The following is a 16940-nucleotide window of genomic DNA, read 5'->3' on the forward strand; positions in this document are numbered from 1 at the left end:
TTAGCGGAAATAGCTCAGTAACGTGTTAATCACGGTACGCTGGTTAACAGGGGCGAGATTGTAGAACAGAGGCAGACGAAGCAAACGCTCACTTTCCTGCGTCGTATAGCGATCCTCACCGTGGAACTCACCAAATTTCGCCCCGGCAGGTGATGCGTGCAGCGGAATATAATGGAACACAGAGAGAATCTCGGCCTCTTTGAGGAAGGCGATGAGCTTGCTGCGATCTTCTTCGTCACGCAGTTTGATATAAAACATATGGGCGTTATGCCCGCACTCTTCGGGAATCGACGGCAGCGTAATACGCCCGGCGCGTGCCAGCGGCGACAAGGCATCGAAATAGGTTTGCCACAGGGACAAACGCTGCTGATTGATACGATCTGCTGCTTCGAGCTGCGCCCATAGATAGGCCGCCTGCAAATCCGCCATCAGATAGCTCGAGCCAATATCGCGCCAGGTGTATTTATCCACCTGCCCACGGAAGAACTGACTGCGGTTGGTCCCTTTTTCGCGGATGACTTCCGCGCGTTCAACCAGCGCGCGATCGTTAATCAGCGTCGCGCCGCCTTCACCGCCCGCGGTGTAGTTTTTGGTTTCATGGAAACTAAAGCAGCCAATGTGCCCGATAGTGCCCAACGCCCGACCTTTATAGGTGGACATCACACCCTGCGCGGCATCTTCCACCACAAACAGATCATGCCGTTTGGCAATCGCCATAATGGTGTCCATTTCACAGGCCACACCGGCATAGTGAACCGGCACAATGGCGCGGGTATTTTCCGTGATGGCCTCTTCAATACGAGTTTCGTCGATATTCAGCGTATCCGGGCGGATATCCACAAAGACGATTTTCGCGCCACGCAGTACAAAAGCGTTAGCAGTAGAAACAAAGGTGTAGCTTGGCATGATCACTTCATCGCCAGGCTGAATATCCAGCAGCAGCGCCGCCATCTCCAGCGATGCCGTACAGGAGGGGGTCAGTAGCACTTTCGGGCTATGGAAACGCTGTTCCATCCACTGCTGGCAGCGACGGGTAAAACCACCGTCACCGCAAAGTTTGCCGCTGCCCATCGCCGACTGCATGTAGTCGAGTTCCGTTCCCACCACAGGAGGTGCATTAAAAGGGATCATAGAGTCACCTGTATAACCAGTAGGCGGTGCTTTCCATTATCGCACCGCTGCGAGTGTAGCGTCTGATAGCCGCAAGATTGCCCATCTGCGTCGCCACACGGATTGTCTTAAGTTGCCGCTGTTGCGCCCAATAACAGGCCGCCTGCATCAATTTTTCCCCCGCGCCACGCCCGCCCAGTAAACCGATCCTGGCTTCCTGTTCATTGAGTTGACGCAGGGAGACAAAAGCCTCGATATCGCCATTTGCTCCGCGAAACAGCAGACATTCATGGTCAAATACGCCTTTCACCGCGTTTTCAATCCACTGCGCGTAAAAACGCCCACTGGCCTCCTCAGGGTACCAGGGCGCGCGAAAGCGGCTCTGACTGAACATATTTTCCGCCATCTGGCGTAACGGTGCGATATCACCGGCTCCCGCCGTCTGCGCCTGCGGATTAACAGCCTGTAGCGGAACCGATAATGCGAAATCCGCTTCGCCTTCGACCAGCCGAAAGCCAAAATGTTGCAGAGCATCAAGCTGTTGTGCATTAGATGCGGAAATTTTCGCCTGTAGGCGCGGCCAGCCGTCGAACGCAGAAGCATCGAGCGCTGGCGCATCCTCCTGCAAACGCACGATGGCGCTGCGCAGGCCAAAGAATTCACTCTCCCATGCCAGTTCGTTAATGTTGCCGTGTAGTGTCATGGGAGGTGACCTCAGCGCCATACGCCTTTGGTATCAACAATGTATTGCTGACGCACATTGTCACCCGCGATGGCTTTGAACTCTTTGTGATCGACCAGCATAACCAGCACATCAGCCTGCGCCATTGCGTCCTCAAGACTGACCAGCGTACTTTGGCCTGCCAGACGCGGCGGCAACTGATGAATGTTCGGCTCTACCACCAGCGTTTCACCGCTATGCCACCCTGCAATACTGTGGGCAATTTCCATCGCCGGGCTTTCACGCAGGTCGTCAATATTGGGTTTAAATGCCAGACCGAAACAGGCAATTTTAATGTCGCTGGCACGCTTATCACTTGCGGCCAGGCAATCGGCGACGGTTGCTTTAACCTGGTTCAATACCCAGTGTGGTTTGCTATCGTTCACTTCACGCGCGGTACGAATCAAGCGGGCCTGCTGTGGGTTCTGCGCCACAATAAACCACGGATCGACGGCAATACAGTGACCGCCTACGCCGGGGCCAGGCTGCAGAATATTCACGCGTGGGTGGCGATTAGCCAGGCGAATCAGTTCCCAGACATTGATGCCCTGGTCGGCGCAAATAAGCGACAATTCATTAGCAAACGCGATGTTCACGTCGCGGAAGCTGTTTTCCGTCAATTTGCACATTTCAGCGGTGCGGGAGTTTGTCACCACACACTCGCCTTCGAGGAAAATGTTATACAGCTCGCTGGCGCGTGCCGAGCATACGGGCGTCATACCGCCAATGACCCGGTCATTCTTGATAAGCTCAACCATGACCTGGCCGGGCAGAACGCGCTCCGGGCAATAGGCAATGTTGATATCTGCCTGCTCTCCCACCTGCTGTGGGAAAGTTAAGTCCGGACGAGCAGCGGCCAGCCACTCTGCCATTTGCTCCGTCGCACCTACCGGCGATGTCGATTCAAGAATAACCAGTGAGCCTTTTTTCAGCACAGGCGCAATGGATTTTGCCGCCGCTTCGACAAAAGTCATATCCGGCTCGTGTTGGCCTTTAAAAGGGGTGGGAACGGCAATTAAATAGGCATCCGCTGCCACCGGCGTCGTGCTGGCGCGCAGCCAGCCGCCTTCAACGGCGGTTTTGACGACCATGTCCAGTTCAGGCTCAACAATATGAATCTTCCCGCGATTAATGGTCTCCACGGCATGGGGATTAACATCAATCCCTACTACCTCTTTTTGCCGTGAGGCGAAAGCCGCCGCAGTTGGCAGTCCAATATAGCCAAGGCCAATGACGGAAATCGTTTTGAAACTCATAGTGTTACCCGATTGTTTTTTAGTGCATGCAAAATTCGACCACAGGCCTGCCCGTCTCCGTACGGATTGTGCGCATGGCTCATGGCCTGCCAGGCATCATTGTCATAAAGCAGGCGTGATACTTCCTCAACGATACGCTGGCTGTCGGTGCCAATTAACCTGACGGTCCCGGCTTCAATGGCTTCCGGACGTTCGGTGGTGTCACGCATCACCAGAACGGGTTTACCCAGCGAAGGGGCTTCTTCCTGAATACCACCAGAATCGGTGAGAATCAGCCAGGCGCGATTCATTAACCACAGGAAGGGTAAATAGTCTTGCGGCTCTATCAGAGTGACATTTTCCACATGACCGAGGATGCGGTTCACGGGTTCGCTGACATTGGGATTAAGGTGTACCGGATAAACAATCTGCACATCATCATGCTGTGAAGCAATTTCCGCCAGCGCATGACAAATATGCTCAAAGCCGAGACCAAAACTCTCACGACGGTGCCCGGTAACCAGAATCAGTTTTTTATTGCTGTCGAGGAAGGGATAACGTGATGCCAGTTCTTCCTCAAGCGAAGGGTTGTTCAGGACGCTATCCCGCACCCAAAACAGCGCATCAATAACGGTATTGCCGGTAACAAAAATATGTTTGTCCGCAACGTTTTCCCGCAGCAAGTTATGGCGGGAGTTTTCCGTCGGCGCAAAATGATACAGCGCCAGATGGCCAGTTAACGTGCGATTGGCCTCCTCCGGCCACGGTGATGACAGATCCCCTGTACGCAACCCTGCTTCCACATGCCCGACCGGAATGCGCTGATAAAACGCAGCCAGACTTGCAGCGATAGTGGTTGTCGTGTCGCCGTGAACCAATACGACATCAGGACGGAAAGATTCCAGGATAGGTTTAAGCCCTTCCAGAATACGACAAGTAATCTCTGTCAGTCCCTGCCCGGGCTGCATAATATTCAGGTCGTAATCCGGAACGATAGAAAAAAGTTTCAATACCTGATCGAGCATTTCCCGATGCTGCGCAGTGACGCATACCTTCGCGTCGAAATCAGGGTCCCTTGCCAGCGCGTGTACCAGAGGCGCCATCTTAATGGCTTCCGGTCGTGTGCCAAATACGGTCAGTACTTTCACAACGATTCTCTTCGATTAGGTAATGAAGGCACGAAGCCTTCATCTTAGATTGCGTGTCAAAATGATCGACGACGCGTTAATGCAACACCAGCTCCGATGAGTGCCCCTACCACACCCCACATGATCATCAGGAAGGCACGACGCGGGCTGTCGCGTTTTACCGGTTCTTCAGGTGTGCGCAAATATCGATAAGTCTGAAAGCGGGGATCAAGCGTAGGGCCCACATTCAGCGTATTAAGCATGGCTCGGTTTTGGAAGTAGTCCAAATCGTACTCAGGCCCTACCGCACGCAAATTTTCCAGGCGCGCCTGCAACATTGGGCGGCCTAACAAAAACATCTCAGAATCCGGCAGTTCATCCACCGGGACTTCTGTTTCGCTGCGGGAGATATTGTGTTCTTCTGCCACTTTCAGCGCCTGCTCGACGCTACTCACGCGGCGATTAAAAAGGGTATTGGCAACCTCTTCCTGACGCTTCACCTGCGCTTTCATCTGGATAGTACGAGCCGCCCATGCTCCTTTAAGCTCATCGTTCAGATGGCGTGCAGCGCGCTGGCTGGCAAAAGCCACATACTGACGCAACAAATTGTTAGCATCAGGCGCAGTTTCAGCCGTCAGTTTGACATTGTCATTAAGGTTACGCGTCACATCGCCCGGCGTGTACTGGATGTAATTGATTAAATCATCCAGCATTGCGGCGTCCGCTTTGCTGTTACCGACTTTCCGCTGCTTGAAATAGTCCGTCTGCATCCAGAAGTCACGCCGCGTATCCCATGACGCCAGTTGCATCACAAACTCTTTATACGCTTCATCCATGACAGAAATCTGGTCTACAGGTGCGAGACTCGCTTTAACGTCCAGGTTACGCAGGAACTGTTGCTGTGAATAATAGCCACCCAGCATGTTTACCGTCGGACGATCGGTGATGGCTGTTGCCCCCCACTCCTGACGAGCAAAGAATGTCCACGTTAAGGCGATTAACGCAAACAGTAGCGCAATCCCGCAAATCCATAATTTTCCGGCCCATAAAGTACGAAAAAGACCACGAATATCCAGCTCGTTTTCCGTACCCGCTGAAGGTGTTCCCGACAATGGTTGAGTCATCGCTTTCCCAGATTTACTTGGTTAAGGTTGGTTTGTGACCGCTATTACGGCGCATTCTGCGCTTCACACGCTTTATCAACCGCGCCACTTTCCATGCGCGTTTGATGCAGTAGCCATATAAGAAAAAGGATAGCAAAAATAATGCCAACATCACCCATTCAGGAATGAAGTGAAGGTATTCGGTTAATACACCAACCGACGCCAGCAGCGCCGCGGCAAGTGTAATCAACACAAAGGCCTGCCGTGAGGTAAACCCGGCGCGCATAATAAGATGGTGAATATGCTGGCGGTCCGCTGAGAACGGGCTCATCCCTTTACGCAAGCGACGATACATGATCGCCACCATATCCATTAATGGGATCGCGATAATCCACAACGCGGTAACCGGGCTTATAGGGTGGGTCTTACCCTGCGTAGTCTCAAGTAAAATCCAGATAAGTGTGAAACCGATAAAGGTGCTGCCGGCATCGCCCATAAAGACTTTATAGCGCCGCCCCAGTACGCCGAGGTTCAACATGATGTACGGCAGGATTGCGGCAATCATGGCAAAGCACCACATCGCGAGGCTGATTTGACCATCAAACCACAAGATGATGCCGATGGCGGCAAAGGAGACGCAGGACAATCCCCCCAGCAAACCGTCAATACCATCAACCATGTTGAAAGCGTTAATCGCAGCCCAAACGGCAAAGAGCGTCAGCAGATAACCAAAGGGCCCCAGCACCATTTCCCAGGTACCAAAGATGTAGCCCAGACTGCTGAGGTAAAGTTTACCAACCGACATCATTACGATCGCAATAATTGCCTGAATCATTGCGCGAATTTTGACACTGATGTCGTAGCGGTCATCGAGCGCCCCCACGAACACCAGAATCCCGGCGCAGCACAGATACAGCACCGCATGGGGAATGTAGTAATCAGCAATGCCGAAGGTGAAGCAGATACCGGCGAACACTGAGATGCCCCCAACCAGCGGAATCAAACCCTGATGCCGTTTACGAAAGTTGGGCTTATCCACCAGACCGACGCGCTTCGCCATTTTTCGGGCGAAAAATAAAAACGCGGTCGTGAATAAGAAAATACTGAATAATTCAGTAAACGCAGTGAGTAAATTCACAATGCATGCTCTCAGCGAATGTTAATCCTGGCAGTATAACGACGATGCCTCGCTCCAAAAAGAAGAAAGCAGGTCATTCACAGGCGTTTTAGTATGTTTCTTAAGCAAGCAGAATAGTGTGATTGCTTAGGTATTTGTGTTGAGCTGGCCTGTAGCGGACGGTGCCTGTCCCAATGCATATAGCGTATAGTCCACAAATGAAAAACGCCACGTAAAAACGTGGCGTTTCCTGGCTTTATTTCTATTAAGAGCGTTTCATCATGTCGAAGAATTCATCGTTCGTCTTCGTCATCGCCAGTTTATTAATGAGGAACTCCATCGCGTCGATTTCACCCATCGGATGAATGATCTTGCGCAGGATCCACATTTTCTGCAGCTCTTCTTGCGTGGTGAGCAGCTCTTCTTTACGGGTACCGGAACGGTTGTAGTCGATAGCCGGGAAGACGCGTTTTTCAGCGATCTTACGGGAGAGATGCAGCTCCATGTTACCGGTGCCTTTAAACTCTTCGTAGATAACTTCATCCATTTTGGAGCCGGTGTCGATAAGCGCAGTAGCGATAATGGTCAGGCTACCACCCTCTTCCACGTTACGTGCAGCACCGAAGAAACGCTTCGGACGGTGCAGGGCGTTGGCATCCACACCACCGGTCAAGACTTTACCGGAAGCGGGAACCACGGTGTTATACGCACGCGCCAGACGGGTGATGGAGTCGAGCAGAATGATAACGTCTTTCTTGTGCTCAACCAGGCGTTTCGCCTTCTCAATCACCATTTCCGCAACCTGAACGTGACGAGATGCCGGTTCGTCGAAGGTGGAAGCGACAACTTCACCTTTAACCAGACGCTGCATCTCAGTCACCTCTTCCGGGCGTTCGTCGATGAGCAAAACCATCAGTACGCAATCCGGGTGGTTGTAGGCAATGCTCTGCGCAATATTCTGCAGCAGCATGGTTTTACCGGCTTTCGGCGGTGCAACAATCAGACCACGCTGACCGCGGCCAATTGGCGAAGCCAGGTCCAGGACACGTGCCGTCAAATCTTCGGTAGAACCGTTACCCCGTTCCATACGCAGGCGAGAGTTCGCGTGCAGCGGCGTTAAGTTCTCGAACAGAATCTTGTTACGCGCGTTCTCCGGCTTGTCGTAGTTAACCTCGTTAACTTTCAACAACGCAAAGTAACGTTCACCCTCTTTTGGAGGACGAATCTTACCAGAAATGGTGTCACCAGTGCGGAGGTTGAAACGGCGGATTTGGCTGGGGGATACGTAGATGTCATCAGGACCGGCGAGGTAGGAGCTGTCTGCGGAGCGGAGGAAACCAAATCCATCCTGCAGAATCTCCAGCACACCGTCGCCAAAGATATCTTCGCCACTCTTTGCGTGCTGCTTCAGGATGGCAAAAATTATGTCCTGCTTGCGCATACGGGCCAGGTTTTCCAGCCCCATATTTTCGCCGAGAGTGATCAGCTCAGAAACCGGCGTATTCTTTAATTCGGTAAGATTCATAGTGGTGTGGGTTCTTAAACTCGGGGTAAAACTCGAACTTAATGTTGTGAATGGTATGGCAGGGTCATCCATGCCTGTTAACGGCCATCACTTATGTCCAATCGCTGCCTGGTCAAAGGTAAATACGCAGAACTGAAACGACAAGACGGAAAAATGATAAGCCCGGAATCTATCCACTTCTCTCGCGAGGCAAAGCTCAGCGGGAAGCGTCGGGTAACACAAGATTCAAACTACAAGGTATGTTTACAACGAAGTCAAAACTAAATTAGCACGACTGAAGCCGGGCGTCCAGCGATCCACATAATTTAGAAGGCTGGCGCACCGGCTGAGATTCGAGGAGTTACGCCAGATTAGCGTCCAGGAACTCTTTCAGTTGACCTTTGGACAGCGCGCCCACTTTGGTCGCAGCCACTTCGCCGTTTTTAAACAGCAGCAGGGTCGGGATACCACGGATACCGTACTTCGGCGCAGTACCTGGATTCTGGTCGATATTCAGCTTCGCGACGGTCAGTTTACCTTCGTATTCGCTAGCGACTTCATCCAGGATCGGGGCGATCATTTTACACGGACCGCACCACTCTGCCCAGAAATCGACGAGAACCAGCCCGTCCGCTTTGAGTACATCCGTGTCAAAACTATCGTCAGTCAGGTGAATAATTTTATCGCTCATATATAACTCCACAGGAATAAGCCTGGTGTGTTGGTGTTGGTGTAGCATAAAACAGCATCGTGTTGATGCCACATTAACCAACTAAAGGTTGACTTTATTTCACCGGATACGCTTTCGTAAAGCAATAGTAAGCTGATATTCTACCACACTATGAGCAAAACACATTTAACTGAACAGAAGTTTTCCGACTTCGCCCTGCACCCTAAGGTGATCGAAGCCCTTGAAACTAAAGGGTTTCATAATTGTACGCCCATACAGGCACTGGCTCTTCCGCTGACGCTGGAAGGTCGTGATGTTGCAGGGCAGGCGCAAACCGGTACTGGCAAAACGATGGCGTTTTTAACGTCAACGTTTCATTATCTTCTTTCTCATCCGGCGATCGATGATCGCAAGGTGAATCAGCCGCGCGCGCTTATTATGGCGCCAACCCGTGAATTGGCTGTGCAAATCCACGCTGATGCTGAACCGCTGGCGCAGTCTACCGGCATGAAGCTGGGCCTGGCTTATGGCGGCGACGGTTATGACAAGCAGTTAAAAGTGCTTGAGAGCGGCGTCGATATTCTTATCGGCACCACCGGTCGCCTTATCGATTACGCAAAACAGAACCATATTAACCTGGGCGCGATTCAGGTCGTGGTTCTCGACGAAGCCGATCGTATGTACGATCTGGGCTTTATCAAAGATATCCGCTGGTTGTTCCGCCGCATGCCTCCGGCAACTGCGCGTCTGAACATGCTTTTCTCCGCCACACTCTCTTACCGTGTTCGCGAACTGGCTTTCGAGCAGATGAACAACGCTGAGTACGTGGAAGTCGAACCGGAGCAGAAAACAGGCCACCGTATTAAAGAAGAGCTCTTCTACCCTTCTAATGAAGAGAAGATGCGTCTGCTACAAACCTTAATCGAAGAAGAATGGCCGGATCGCGCTATCGTCTTTGCCAACACCAAACACCGTTGTGAAGATATCTGGGGCAGCCTTGCCGCAGACGGTCATCGTGTTGGTTTGCTGACTGGCGATGTCGCACAGAAAAAACGCCTGCGTATTCTCGATGAATTCACTCGCGGCGATCTGGATATTCTGGTCGCAACTGACGTTGCCGCACGCGGTCTGCATATTCCTGCTGTGACACACGTATTCAACTACGATCTGCCGGATGACTGTGAAGACTACGTCCACCGTATTGGCCGTACCGGTCGTGCTGGCGCCAGTGGTCACTCTATCAGCCTGGCGTGTGAAGAATACGCACTGAACCTACCGGCGATTGAAACATACATTGGGCACTCTATTCCGGTCAGCAAGTACAATCCGGATGCCCTGTTAACTGATCTGCCACCCGCGAAACGCCTGACGCGTACGCGTTCTGGCAATGGTCCGCGCCGCAGCGGTGCACCACGTAATCGTCGTCGTTCAGGTTAAAAAATATGCTCGCTTCCGCCTCGCTCTATGCGGCTATTGATTTAGGCTCAAACAGTTTTCATATGCTGGTTGTGCGCGAGGTGGCTGGAAGCATCCAGACGCTTACCCGCATCAAACGTAAAGTTCGCCTGGCAGCAGGTTTGAGCCAGGAAAACGTGCTTTCACAGGAAGCGATGGAGCGCGGCTGGCAGTGTCTGCGCCTTTTTTCGGAAAGGCTTCAGGATATCCCTCCGGCACAAATTCGTGTCGTCGCCACGGCGACGCTTCGTCTGGCAGTCAATGCCGGTGAGTTCATCAGCAGAGCGCAGGAGATCCTCGGCTGTCCGGTGCAGGTCATCAGCGGCGAGGAAGAAGCCCGTCTTATTTATCAGGGCGTTGCGCATACAACAGGCGGTTCCGATCAGCGGCTCGTTGTCGATATTGGTGGCGCCAGTACAGAGCTTGTTACCGGAACTGGTGCCCAGGCGACATCACTGTTCAGCCTGTCCATGGGCTGCGTAACCTGGCTTGAGCGTTTTTTCACCGACCGTAATCTTGGGCAGGAAAATTTCGACGCTGCGGAAAAAGCCGCGCGCGATGTTTTACGCCCGGTTGCTGATGAGCTTCGCCATCACGGCTGGCAGGTCTGTGTTGGTGCTTCCGGTACCGTACAGGCATTGCAGGAAATCATGATGGCACAGGGGATGGATGAACGTATCACCCTGCCCAAACTCCAGCAGTTAAAACAGCGGGCCATCCAGTGCGGGCGTCTGGAAGAGCTGGAAATTGAGGGCCTCACGCTGGAGCGTGCGCTGGTTTTTCCGAGCGGGCTGGCTATTCTCATCGCCATTTTCACCGAAATGAATATCCAGAGTATGACGCTGGCTGGCGGCGCGCTGCGCGAAGGGCTGGTCTATGGCATGCTGCATCTGACCGTTGATCAAGATATCCGCCGTCGCACGCTGCGTAATATCCAGCGCCGTTTTATCATCGACACCGACCAGGCGAAACGCGTATCCACCCTGGCGACACAATTTGCCAGCGCGGTCGCTCATGAGTGGGATTTAGATGCGTATAGCATCGAAATTCTGCAAGTTGCCAGCGAATTGCATGAAATTGGCCTGAGCATTGAATTCAAACAGGCGCCGCTGCACGCCGCCTGGCTGGTACGCAATCTGGATTTACCTGGGTTTACGCCGGCACAGAAAAAGCTGCTCGCAACGCTGTTATTAAACCAGACTAACCCGGTTGATCTCTCTTCTTTGCATCAGCAAAATGCCGTCCCACCGAGGGTGGCGGAACACCTTTGCCGCTTACTGCGTCTGGCGATTATTTTTGCCAGCCGTCGCCGCGACGATCTTCTACCTGACATTGATATTTCTGCCAAAGGGGAAGCACTGACCCTGGTATTACCGCACGGCTGGCTGGAAAGTCATCCGTTAGGGGCAGAAGTCATTGAACAGGAAAGTCAGTGGCAAAGTTACGTTCACTGGCCGCTTGAGTTGAAATAAACCGTTTCTGCCTCTCCAAACCGGGAGAGGCGGGAAAATCATTTCTCTTTCGCTTTCGCCATCATCGCCCGTATATTGGCGATACTGGCCTGCCCCTTTTGCATCCTTTCTTCTGCCGTAATGACCTTACGCTCTTGCTCCCAAATCACATCATCTTGCGGCAATTCCAACAAGAAGCGACTCGGTTCAGGGCGCACCAGTTCACCATACTGACGGCGCTCTTTGCATAAGGTGAAGATCAGTTCTTTCTGCGCGCGAGTAATGCCCACGTAGGCAAGGCGGCGCTCTTCATCAATATTATCTTCATCAATACTGCTTTGGTGCGGCAGGAAACCTTCCTCCATCCCCACCATAAATACATACGGAAACTCCAGCCCTTTTGAGGCATGTAACGTCATCAGTTGCACCTGATCCGACTCTTCATCGCTTTCACCGCGCTCCATCATGTCACGCAGAGTAAAGCGGGTAACAACCTGGTCAAGCGTCATCGGCTCGTTAAGCTCATCGCCTTCGAGCATCTCTGTCATCCAGGAAAAGAGCGTGTTGACGTTTTTCATCCGCATTTCAGCGGCTTTCGGGCTGGGTGAGGTCTCAAACAGCCAGGATTCATAATCAATACCATGAATCAGATCGCGCACGGCGGCGATCGGCTCCCGCTCGGCCAGACGCTGGATCTCGCCAAGCCAGTGGGTAAAACGGGTCAGCGATTCATAGCCACGCCCGGTCAGGGTCTGCGTTAGCCCCATATCAAAGCTGGCGGCAAATAAGCTCTTATTGCGTGTTGTGGCCCACTCTCCCAGCTTTTGCAGCGTTGCAGGGCCAATTTCACGCTTCGGCGTATTCACTACCCGCAGGAATGCGCTGTCATCATCCTGATTAGTGAGTATGCGTAAGTAAGCCAACAGATCCTTGATCTCGGGGCGCGAGAAAAACGATGTTCCCCCAGAAATACGATACGGGATGCGGTTTTGCATCAGGAATTTTTCGAACACACGCGACTGATGGTTGCCGCGATAGAGGATGGCGTAATCTTTGTATTCCGTCTTGTTGATAAAGTGATGAGCTATCAATTCCCCGGTCACACGCTCCGCTTCATGTTCCTCATTATTCGCCGTCAGAACCTTAAGCTCAGCGCCATAGCCCAGCTCAGAGAAAAGACGTTTTTCAAACACATGAGGATTGTTCGCAATCAGGATGTTTGCGGCTTTCAGAATGCGTCCCGATGAGCGGTAGTTTTGCTCTAGCTTTATCACCTGCAATGCCGGAAAATCTTCGTTCAGCAGCACAAGGTTTTGGGGACGCGCGCCACGCCAGGAATAAATGGACTGGTCATCATCGCCCACAACGGTAAAGCGCGCTCGCTGCCCGACCAGCAGCCTGACCAGCTCATATTGGCTGGTGTTGGTGTCCTGATACTCATCCACCAGCAGATAGCGGATTTTGTTCTGCCAGCGCTCGCGCACCTCTTCATTACGCTGTAGCAACAGTGTCGGTAACAGAATCAGATCATCGAAGTCGAGGACGTTGCACGCTTTCAGATGTGCATCATAAAGACCGTAGCAGTGGGCAAAAATACGATCCCGTTCGCCCATCGCTTTTGCCGCTGCCTGGGAAGGCGTCAGCAGATCGTTTTTCCAGTTGGAGATCGTCGAGATCAGCTGCTGCAGCACCACTTTGTCATCGTCGATCAACCCTTCGGTCAGCTCTTTGAGCAGCGCCACTTGATCGGTATCGTCAAAGAGGGAGAAATTGGATTTCATTCCCAGTGCGGCAAACTCCCGCTTGATAATATCCAGGCCCAACGTGTGGAATGTTGAAATCATCAGACCACGTGCTTCTTTACGTCCAAGCGTCTGCGCCACACGTTCTTTCATTTCGCGCGCAGCTTTGTTAGTAAAGGTGACCGCCGCGATATGCCGCGCCTGATAGCCGCACTCCCGAATTAAGTGGGCAATTTTATTAGTGATCACACGGGTTTTACCCGAGCCAGCACCCGCCAGCACCAGGCAGGGACCGGTAACAAATTCGACAGCTTGTTGTTGGCCAGGATTTAAACGCATGGGGGTATTGCTCAATCTTCGAACGGGGGGAGGATTGTAGCAGAAAGCCTGCCAGAGATTTACCCGCCAATGATAAAGTGTGGAGACTTCTCTCAACTACGGAACGCGAACATGGCGAAGACAGCGGCAGCGCTGCATATTCTGGTGAAAACCGAAAAACTGGCGCAGGAAATTATGGCTAAGCTGGAGAAAGGCTCAAGTTTCGACCATCTGGCAAAGCGTTATTCCTCCTGCCCTTCGGCACGTAACGGCGGCGATCTGGGTGAATTCAAACAAGGTGTAATGGTTGGGCCTTTCGATAAGGCCGTATTCAGTTGCCCCTTGTTACAACCTTTCGGTCCGGTTAAAACCAGGTTTGGTTATCACATCATCAAGGTGCTGTATCGCCGCTAACGCGTGCTACTATTGCGCCCGGATTTATCCCAACCTCATCAAGGCGCAATCATGGCAAAAACAGCGGCAGCAATGCATATTCTGGTGAAAGAAGAGAAACTGGCACTCGATCTTCTTGAACAGCTTAAAAATGGCGGCGATTTCGAGAAGCTGGCAAAAAAACACTCAACTTGCCCTTCTGGCAAGAAAGGCGGCCACTTAGGCGAGTTTAAGCAGGGTCAGATGGTGCCGGCTTTTGATAAAGTGGTCTTCTCCTGCCCTGAGCTGGAGCCCACCGGTCCGCTGCACACCCAGTTCGGTTACCACATCATCAAAGTGCTGTACCGGAAATAAACAACAACGCTTTCTCCTGGAGAAGGCGTTTAGTGTTTGCACCCTCTCCCAGTGGGAGAGGGCCGGGGTGAGGGCACCAGCGTGCTCCGTAATTAGCCAGCGACGCAGGTTTTTTATTTCTGCGATTGTAGCGTCTTTTGCGCTTCGAATTTCATGACGTGTGTGCTGACAGCCGCCTGAAAAACTTTAAACATCAGGCCATTAATCAAGGTCGTCAGGGTAATGGTGATAAACGCCGTCATCACCCAATCAATCAGCGCAAAACCACTTTGCAGTAACGCCGGGTGATAAACCAGCATCCCGCCAAATACCACCCAATGACTCAGGCAATAAAAGCACTGGAAAAGGTGCCCCATCATTGCGTTCTTTTTAGTGGTCCACTCACGAAATGCGGCAAACAATTCTGTTTGCGTGACCGTCATAGAGATGCTGCTGGCAGCAAGGGCGATCATCAGGCAGGTCGTCAACTCAGTCATTATTGTGGAAAACATGGTTATGGCCCTTTTCATTGAAGTAACTGATAAATTCTTCCCCCACATCCTGCAACGTCAGGTTTTTAAAGCGCTCCAGGATCAGGGACTGCGCATCCGCAAGCGTGGATGACATCACCCGGTTAACTCCTTGTTCAACCAGGCACTGGGGATTCTCGCTACGATTTCCCAAAGCAAACAGCGCCGGGGAACCTAAAGCGATATAGATATCGTGGAGAGTAACTTCGCTGGCGGGGCGACAAAGCCGCCAGCCACCGTGATGCCCTTTTGTCGCACACACAATCTGACTTTCCCGCAGCCCGGCAAGAAGCTTACGTATAAACGCCGGGTTTCCGTCGATAAAAGCAGCCATCTGTTCCGATGTCATCGGTTTATCTGCCTGCTCCATGTGAAGCAGGATGTGTAGCGTTGCTGAGAATGAGTTATTTATTTTCATGTAACTTACGATATTACATAATAATTTAAATAACAATCATGCCAGTGAAAACTCATGGCAGGAGACGCTTATCTTATTGATATGGAATGTTTTTTAGATGTAAAAAAACCTGAAGGCGTTTCCGCTCATCAGGTTTTTAAACAGGAAGTGACAGGTCAGGTCAGCAAAAAGCGACCCGACGCCTGGTTAGCCCGCGACAGCGATACGTTTCATATCGGTCATATAGCCACGCAGTTTCTTACCAACTGCTTCAATCGGGTGAGCCTGAATAGCTTCGTTAACATCGCGCAGTTGCGCATTGTCTACGGAACCTTCGGCAATAGCCTGGCCCAGGTCACCGGTCTGCAGGGTGGTCATGAACTCTTTCAGCAGCGGTACGCAAGCATAAGAGAACAGGTAGTTACCGTATTCTGCGGTATCAGAGATAACCACGTTCATTTCGTACAGACGCTTACGGGCGATGGTGTTCGCGATCAGCGGCAGCTCGTGCAGTGATTCGTAGTATGCTGACTCTTCGATGATGCCCGATGCCACCATGGTTTCGAAGGCCAGCTCAACGCCCGCTTTCACCATCGCAATCATCAGAACGCCTTTATCGAAGTACTCCTGCTCGCCAATTTTACCGTCGAACTGGGCAGCGGTTTCGAACGCGGTTTTACCGGTCTCTTCACGCCAGGTCAGCAGTTTCTTATCGTCGTTCGCCCAGTCCGCCATCATGCCGGAAGAGAATTCGCCGGAGATAATGTCGTCCATATGTTTCTGGAACAGCGGCGCCATAATCTCTTTCAGTTGTTCGGACAGCGCGTAAGCACGCAATTTTGCCGGGTTGGACAGACGATCCATCATCAGCGTGATGCCGCCCTGTTTCAGCGCTTCGGTGATGGTTTCCCAGCCGAACTGAATCAGTTTCTCGGCATATGCCGGGTCAGTACCTTCTTCCACCAGCTTGTCGAAGCACAGCAGAGAACCTGCCTGCAGCATACCGCACAGAATCGTCTGCTCGCCCATCAGGTCAGATTTCACTTCCGCAACGAAGGAAGACTCCAGCACGCCGGCACGGTGACCACCGGTCGCCGCAGCCCAGGCTTTGGCGATGGCCATACCTTCGCCTTTCGGATCGTTCTCCGGGTGAACCGCGATCAGGGTCGGAACACCAAAACCACGTTTGTACTCTTCACGGACTTCGGTACCCGGACATTTCGGGGCTACCATCACAACGGTAATGTCTTTACGGATCTGCTCGCCCACTTCCACGATGTTAAAACCATGGGAGTAGCCCAGCGCCGCGCCGTCTTTCATCAGCGGCTGAACAGAACGTACAACATCAGAGTGCTGTTTGTCCGGCGTCAGGTTAACCACCAGGTCAGCCTGCGGGATCAGCTCTTCGTAAGTCCCAACTTTGAAACCGTTCTCGGTCGCTTTACGCCAGGAAGCGCGTTTTTCGGCAATCGCTTCTGCACGCAATGCATAGGAGATGTCCAGACCGGAGTCACGCATATTCAGCCCCTGGTTGAGGCCCTGCGCGCCACACCCGACGATGACCACTTTTTTACCCTGCAGGTAGCTTGCGCCATCGGCGAATTCGTCGCGCGCCATAAAGCGACATTTACCCAGTTGCGCCAGCTGCTGGCGCAGATTCAGTGTATTGAAGTAGTTAGCCATGGTGATTCCTCGTCGTGTGTCGTGCTTTTGTTATTCGGTTCGCTGTATTGC

General features: G+C 52.3%; 16 protein-coding genes. 4 read left to right on the forward strand and 12 right to left on the reverse strand.

Annotated elements, in window-relative coordinates; translation table 11 throughout:
• The 8 genes from rffA to trxA all read right to left on the reverse strand — a co-directional run bounded on the left by rffA (window position 1) and on the right by trxA (window position 8608).
• Complete coding sequence (gene rffA / locus C5523_RS26145; protein WP_039077017.1) at window positions 1–1131, reverse strand: dTDP-4-amino-4,6-dideoxygalactose transaminase; 1131 nt, start codon at window positions 1129–1131, stop codon at window positions 1–3.
• A 4-nt stretch (window positions 1132–1135) separates the two neighbouring features.
• On the reverse strand, window positions 1136–1813 hold the full coding sequence (gene rffC, locus C5523_RS26150; protein WP_108702223.1) for a dTDP-4-amino-4,6-dideoxy-D-galactose acyltransferase: 678 nt from the start codon (window positions 1811–1813) through the stop codon (window positions 1136–1138).
• Between the two features lie 11 nt (window positions 1814–1824).
• Window positions 1825–3087 (reverse strand): UDP-N-acetyl-D-mannosamine dehydrogenase, encoded by a 1263-nt coding sequence (gene wecC / locus C5523_RS26155; RefSeq protein WP_039077015.1) that lies wholly within the window; start codon window positions 3085–3087, stop codon window positions 1825–1827.
• The gene (gene wecB, locus C5523_RS26160; RefSeq protein ID WP_039077014.1) at window positions 3084–4214 is read right to left on the reverse strand and encodes a non-hydrolyzing UDP-N-acetylglucosamine 2-epimerase; all 1131 of its coding nucleotides are present in this window, start codon (window positions 4212–4214) and stop codon (window positions 3084–3086) included. The genes wecC and wecB overlap by 4 nt, the downstream gene beginning before the upstream one ends.
• A 56-nt stretch (window positions 4215–4270) precedes the next feature.
• Complete coding sequence (gene wzzE, locus C5523_RS26165; RefSeq protein WP_071195547.1) at window positions 4271–5317, reverse strand: ECA polysaccharide chain length modulation protein; 1047 nt, start codon at window positions 5315–5317, stop codon at window positions 4271–4273.
• A 13-nt stretch (window positions 5318–5330) separates the two neighbouring features.
• Window positions 5331–6434, reverse strand: coding sequence for a UDP-N-acetylglucosamine--undecaprenyl-phosphate N-acetylglucosaminephosphotransferase (wecA, locus tag C5523_RS26170; protein WP_039077012.1), 1104 nt, complete (start codon window positions 6432–6434; stop codon window positions 5331–5333).
• Between the two features lie 244 nt (window positions 6435–6678).
• The gene (rho, locus tag C5523_RS26175) at window positions 6679–7938 is read right to left on the reverse strand and encodes a transcription termination factor Rho (protein WP_023479599.1); all 1260 of its coding nucleotides are present in this window, start codon (window positions 7936–7938) and stop codon (window positions 6679–6681) included.
• A 340-nt stretch (window positions 7939–8278) separates the two neighbouring features.
• Window positions 8279–8608 (reverse strand): thioredoxin TrxA, encoded by a 330-nt coding sequence (trxA, locus tag C5523_RS26180; protein ID WP_039077011.1) that lies wholly within the window; start codon window positions 8606–8608, stop codon window positions 8279–8281.
• Between the two features lie 150 nt (window positions 8609–8758).
• On the opposite strand from trxA, the gene rhlB reads away from it, so the two are divergent.
• Window positions 8759–10024, forward strand: a complete 1266-nt coding sequence (gene rhlB / locus C5523_RS26185; protein WP_039077010.1) for an ATP-dependent RNA helicase RhlB — start codon at window positions 8759–8761, stop codon at window positions 10022–10024.
• Between the two features lie 5 nt (window positions 10025–10029).
• Window positions 10030–11514, forward strand: a complete 1485-nt coding sequence (gene gppA, locus C5523_RS26190; protein ID WP_039077009.1) for a guanosine-5'-triphosphate,3'-diphosphate diphosphatase — start codon at window positions 10030–10032, stop codon at window positions 11512–11514.
• Between the two features lie 38 nt (window positions 11515–11552).
• Here gppA and rep read toward each other — a convergent pair whose 3' ends face one another.
• A complete protein-coding gene (rep, locus tag C5523_RS26195) occupies window positions 11553–13574 on the reverse strand; it encodes a DNA helicase Rep (RefSeq protein ID WP_039077008.1) in 2022 nt (673 codons plus the stop codon).
• Window positions 13575–13685: 111 nt separating this feature from the next.
• Here rep and ppiC (C5523_RS26200) point away from each other — a divergent pair, with 111 nt between their 5' ends.
• Complete coding sequence (ppiC, locus tag C5523_RS26200) at window positions 13686–13967, forward strand: peptidylprolyl isomerase PpiC (protein WP_039077007.1); 282 nt, start codon at window positions 13686–13688, stop codon at window positions 13965–13967.
• Window positions 13968–14018: 51 nt separating this feature from the next.
• Window positions 14019–14300 carry a peptidylprolyl isomerase PpiC gene (gene ppiC / locus C5523_RS26205; RefSeq protein ID WP_039077006.1) on the forward strand — a complete coding sequence of 94 codons (282 nt, stop codon included), beginning with the start codon at window positions 14019–14021 and terminating at the stop codon, window positions 14298–14300.
• Between the two features lie 113 nt (window positions 14301–14413).
• Here the strand turns inward: ppiC (C5523_RS26205) and C5523_RS26210 are convergent, their stop codons facing one another.
• The 3 genes from C5523_RS26210 to ilvC all read right to left on the reverse strand — a co-directional run bounded on the left by C5523_RS26210 (window position 14414) and on the right by ilvC (window position 16889).
• Window positions 14414–14791: a DUF1360 domain-containing protein gene (locus C5523_RS26210; RefSeq protein ID WP_223878749.1), complete on the reverse strand. Its 378-nt coding sequence runs from the start codon at window positions 14789–14791 to the stop codon at window positions 14414–14416.
• Complete coding sequence (locus C5523_RS26215; protein WP_108702224.1) at window positions 14769–15227, reverse strand: Rrf2 family transcriptional regulator; 459 nt, start codon at window positions 15225–15227, stop codon at window positions 14769–14771. Before C5523_RS26215 ends, C5523_RS26210 begins: the two co-directional genes overlap by 23 nt.
• A gap of 186 nt (window positions 15228–15413) precedes the next feature.
• Window positions 15414–16889, reverse strand: coding sequence for a ketol-acid reductoisomerase (gene ilvC, locus C5523_RS26220; RefSeq protein WP_071195545.1), 1476 nt, complete (start codon window positions 16887–16889; stop codon window positions 15414–15416).
• Window positions 16890–16940 lie beyond the last annotated feature (51 nt).

Origin of the sequence: Phytobacter sp. SCO41 (assembly GCF_003073275.1) — a bacterium.
GTDB classification, from domain to species: Bacteria; Pseudomonadota; Gammaproteobacteria; order Enterobacterales; family Enterobacteriaceae; genus Phytobacter; species Phytobacter diazotrophicus.

Bases quoted from the DNA above. Each gene is read 5' to 3' on its own strand.
- rffA (WP_039077017.1), bottom strand. From the start codon at position 1,131: ATGATCCCTTTTAATGCACCTCCTGTGGTGGGAACGGAACTCGACTAC.
- rffC (WP_108702223.1), bottom strand. From the start codon at position 1,813: ATGACACTACACGGCAACATTAACGAACTGGCATGGGAGAGTGAATTC.
- wecC (WP_039077015.1), bottom strand. From the start codon at position 3,087: ATGAGTTTCAAAACGATTTCCGTCATTGGCCTTGGCTATATTGGACTG.
- wzzE (WP_071195547.1), bottom strand. From the start codon at position 5,317: ATGACTCAACCATTGTCGGGAACACCTTCAGCGGGTACGGAAAACGAG.
- rho (WP_023479599.1), bottom strand. From the start codon at position 7,938: ATGAATCTTACCGAATTAAAGAATACGCCGGTTTCTGAGCTGATCACT.
- trxA (WP_039077011.1), bottom strand. From the start codon at position 8,608: ATGAGCGATAAAATTATTCACCTGACTGACGATAGTTTTGACACGGAT.
- rhlB (WP_039077010.1), top strand. From the start codon at position 8,759: ATGAGCAAAACACATTTAACTGAACAGAAGTTTTCCGACTTCGCCCTG.
- gppA (WP_039077009.1), top strand. From the start codon at position 10,030: ATGCTCGCTTCCGCCTCGCTCTATGCGGCTATTGATTTAGGCTCAAAC.
- rep (WP_039077008.1), bottom strand. From the start codon at position 13,574: ATGCGTTTAAATCCTGGCCAACAACAAGCTGTCGAATTTGTTACCGGT.
- ppiC (WP_039077007.1), top strand. From the start codon at position 13,686: ATGGCGAAGACAGCGGCAGCGCTGCATATTCTGGTGAAAACCGAAAAA.
- ppiC (WP_039077006.1), top strand. From the start codon at position 14,019: ATGGCAAAAACAGCGGCAGCAATGCATATTCTGGTGAAAGAAGAGAAA.
- C5523_RS26210 (WP_223878749.1), bottom strand. From the start codon at position 14,791: ATGTTTTCCACAATAATGACTGAGTTGACGACCTGCCTGATGATCGCC.
- C5523_RS26215 (WP_108702224.1), bottom strand. From the start codon at position 15,227: ATGAAAATAAATAACTCATTCTCAGCAACGCTACACATCCTGCTTCAC.
- ilvC (WP_071195545.1), bottom strand. From the start codon at position 16,889: ATGGCTAACTACTTCAATACACTGAATCTGCGCCAGCAGCTGGCGCAA.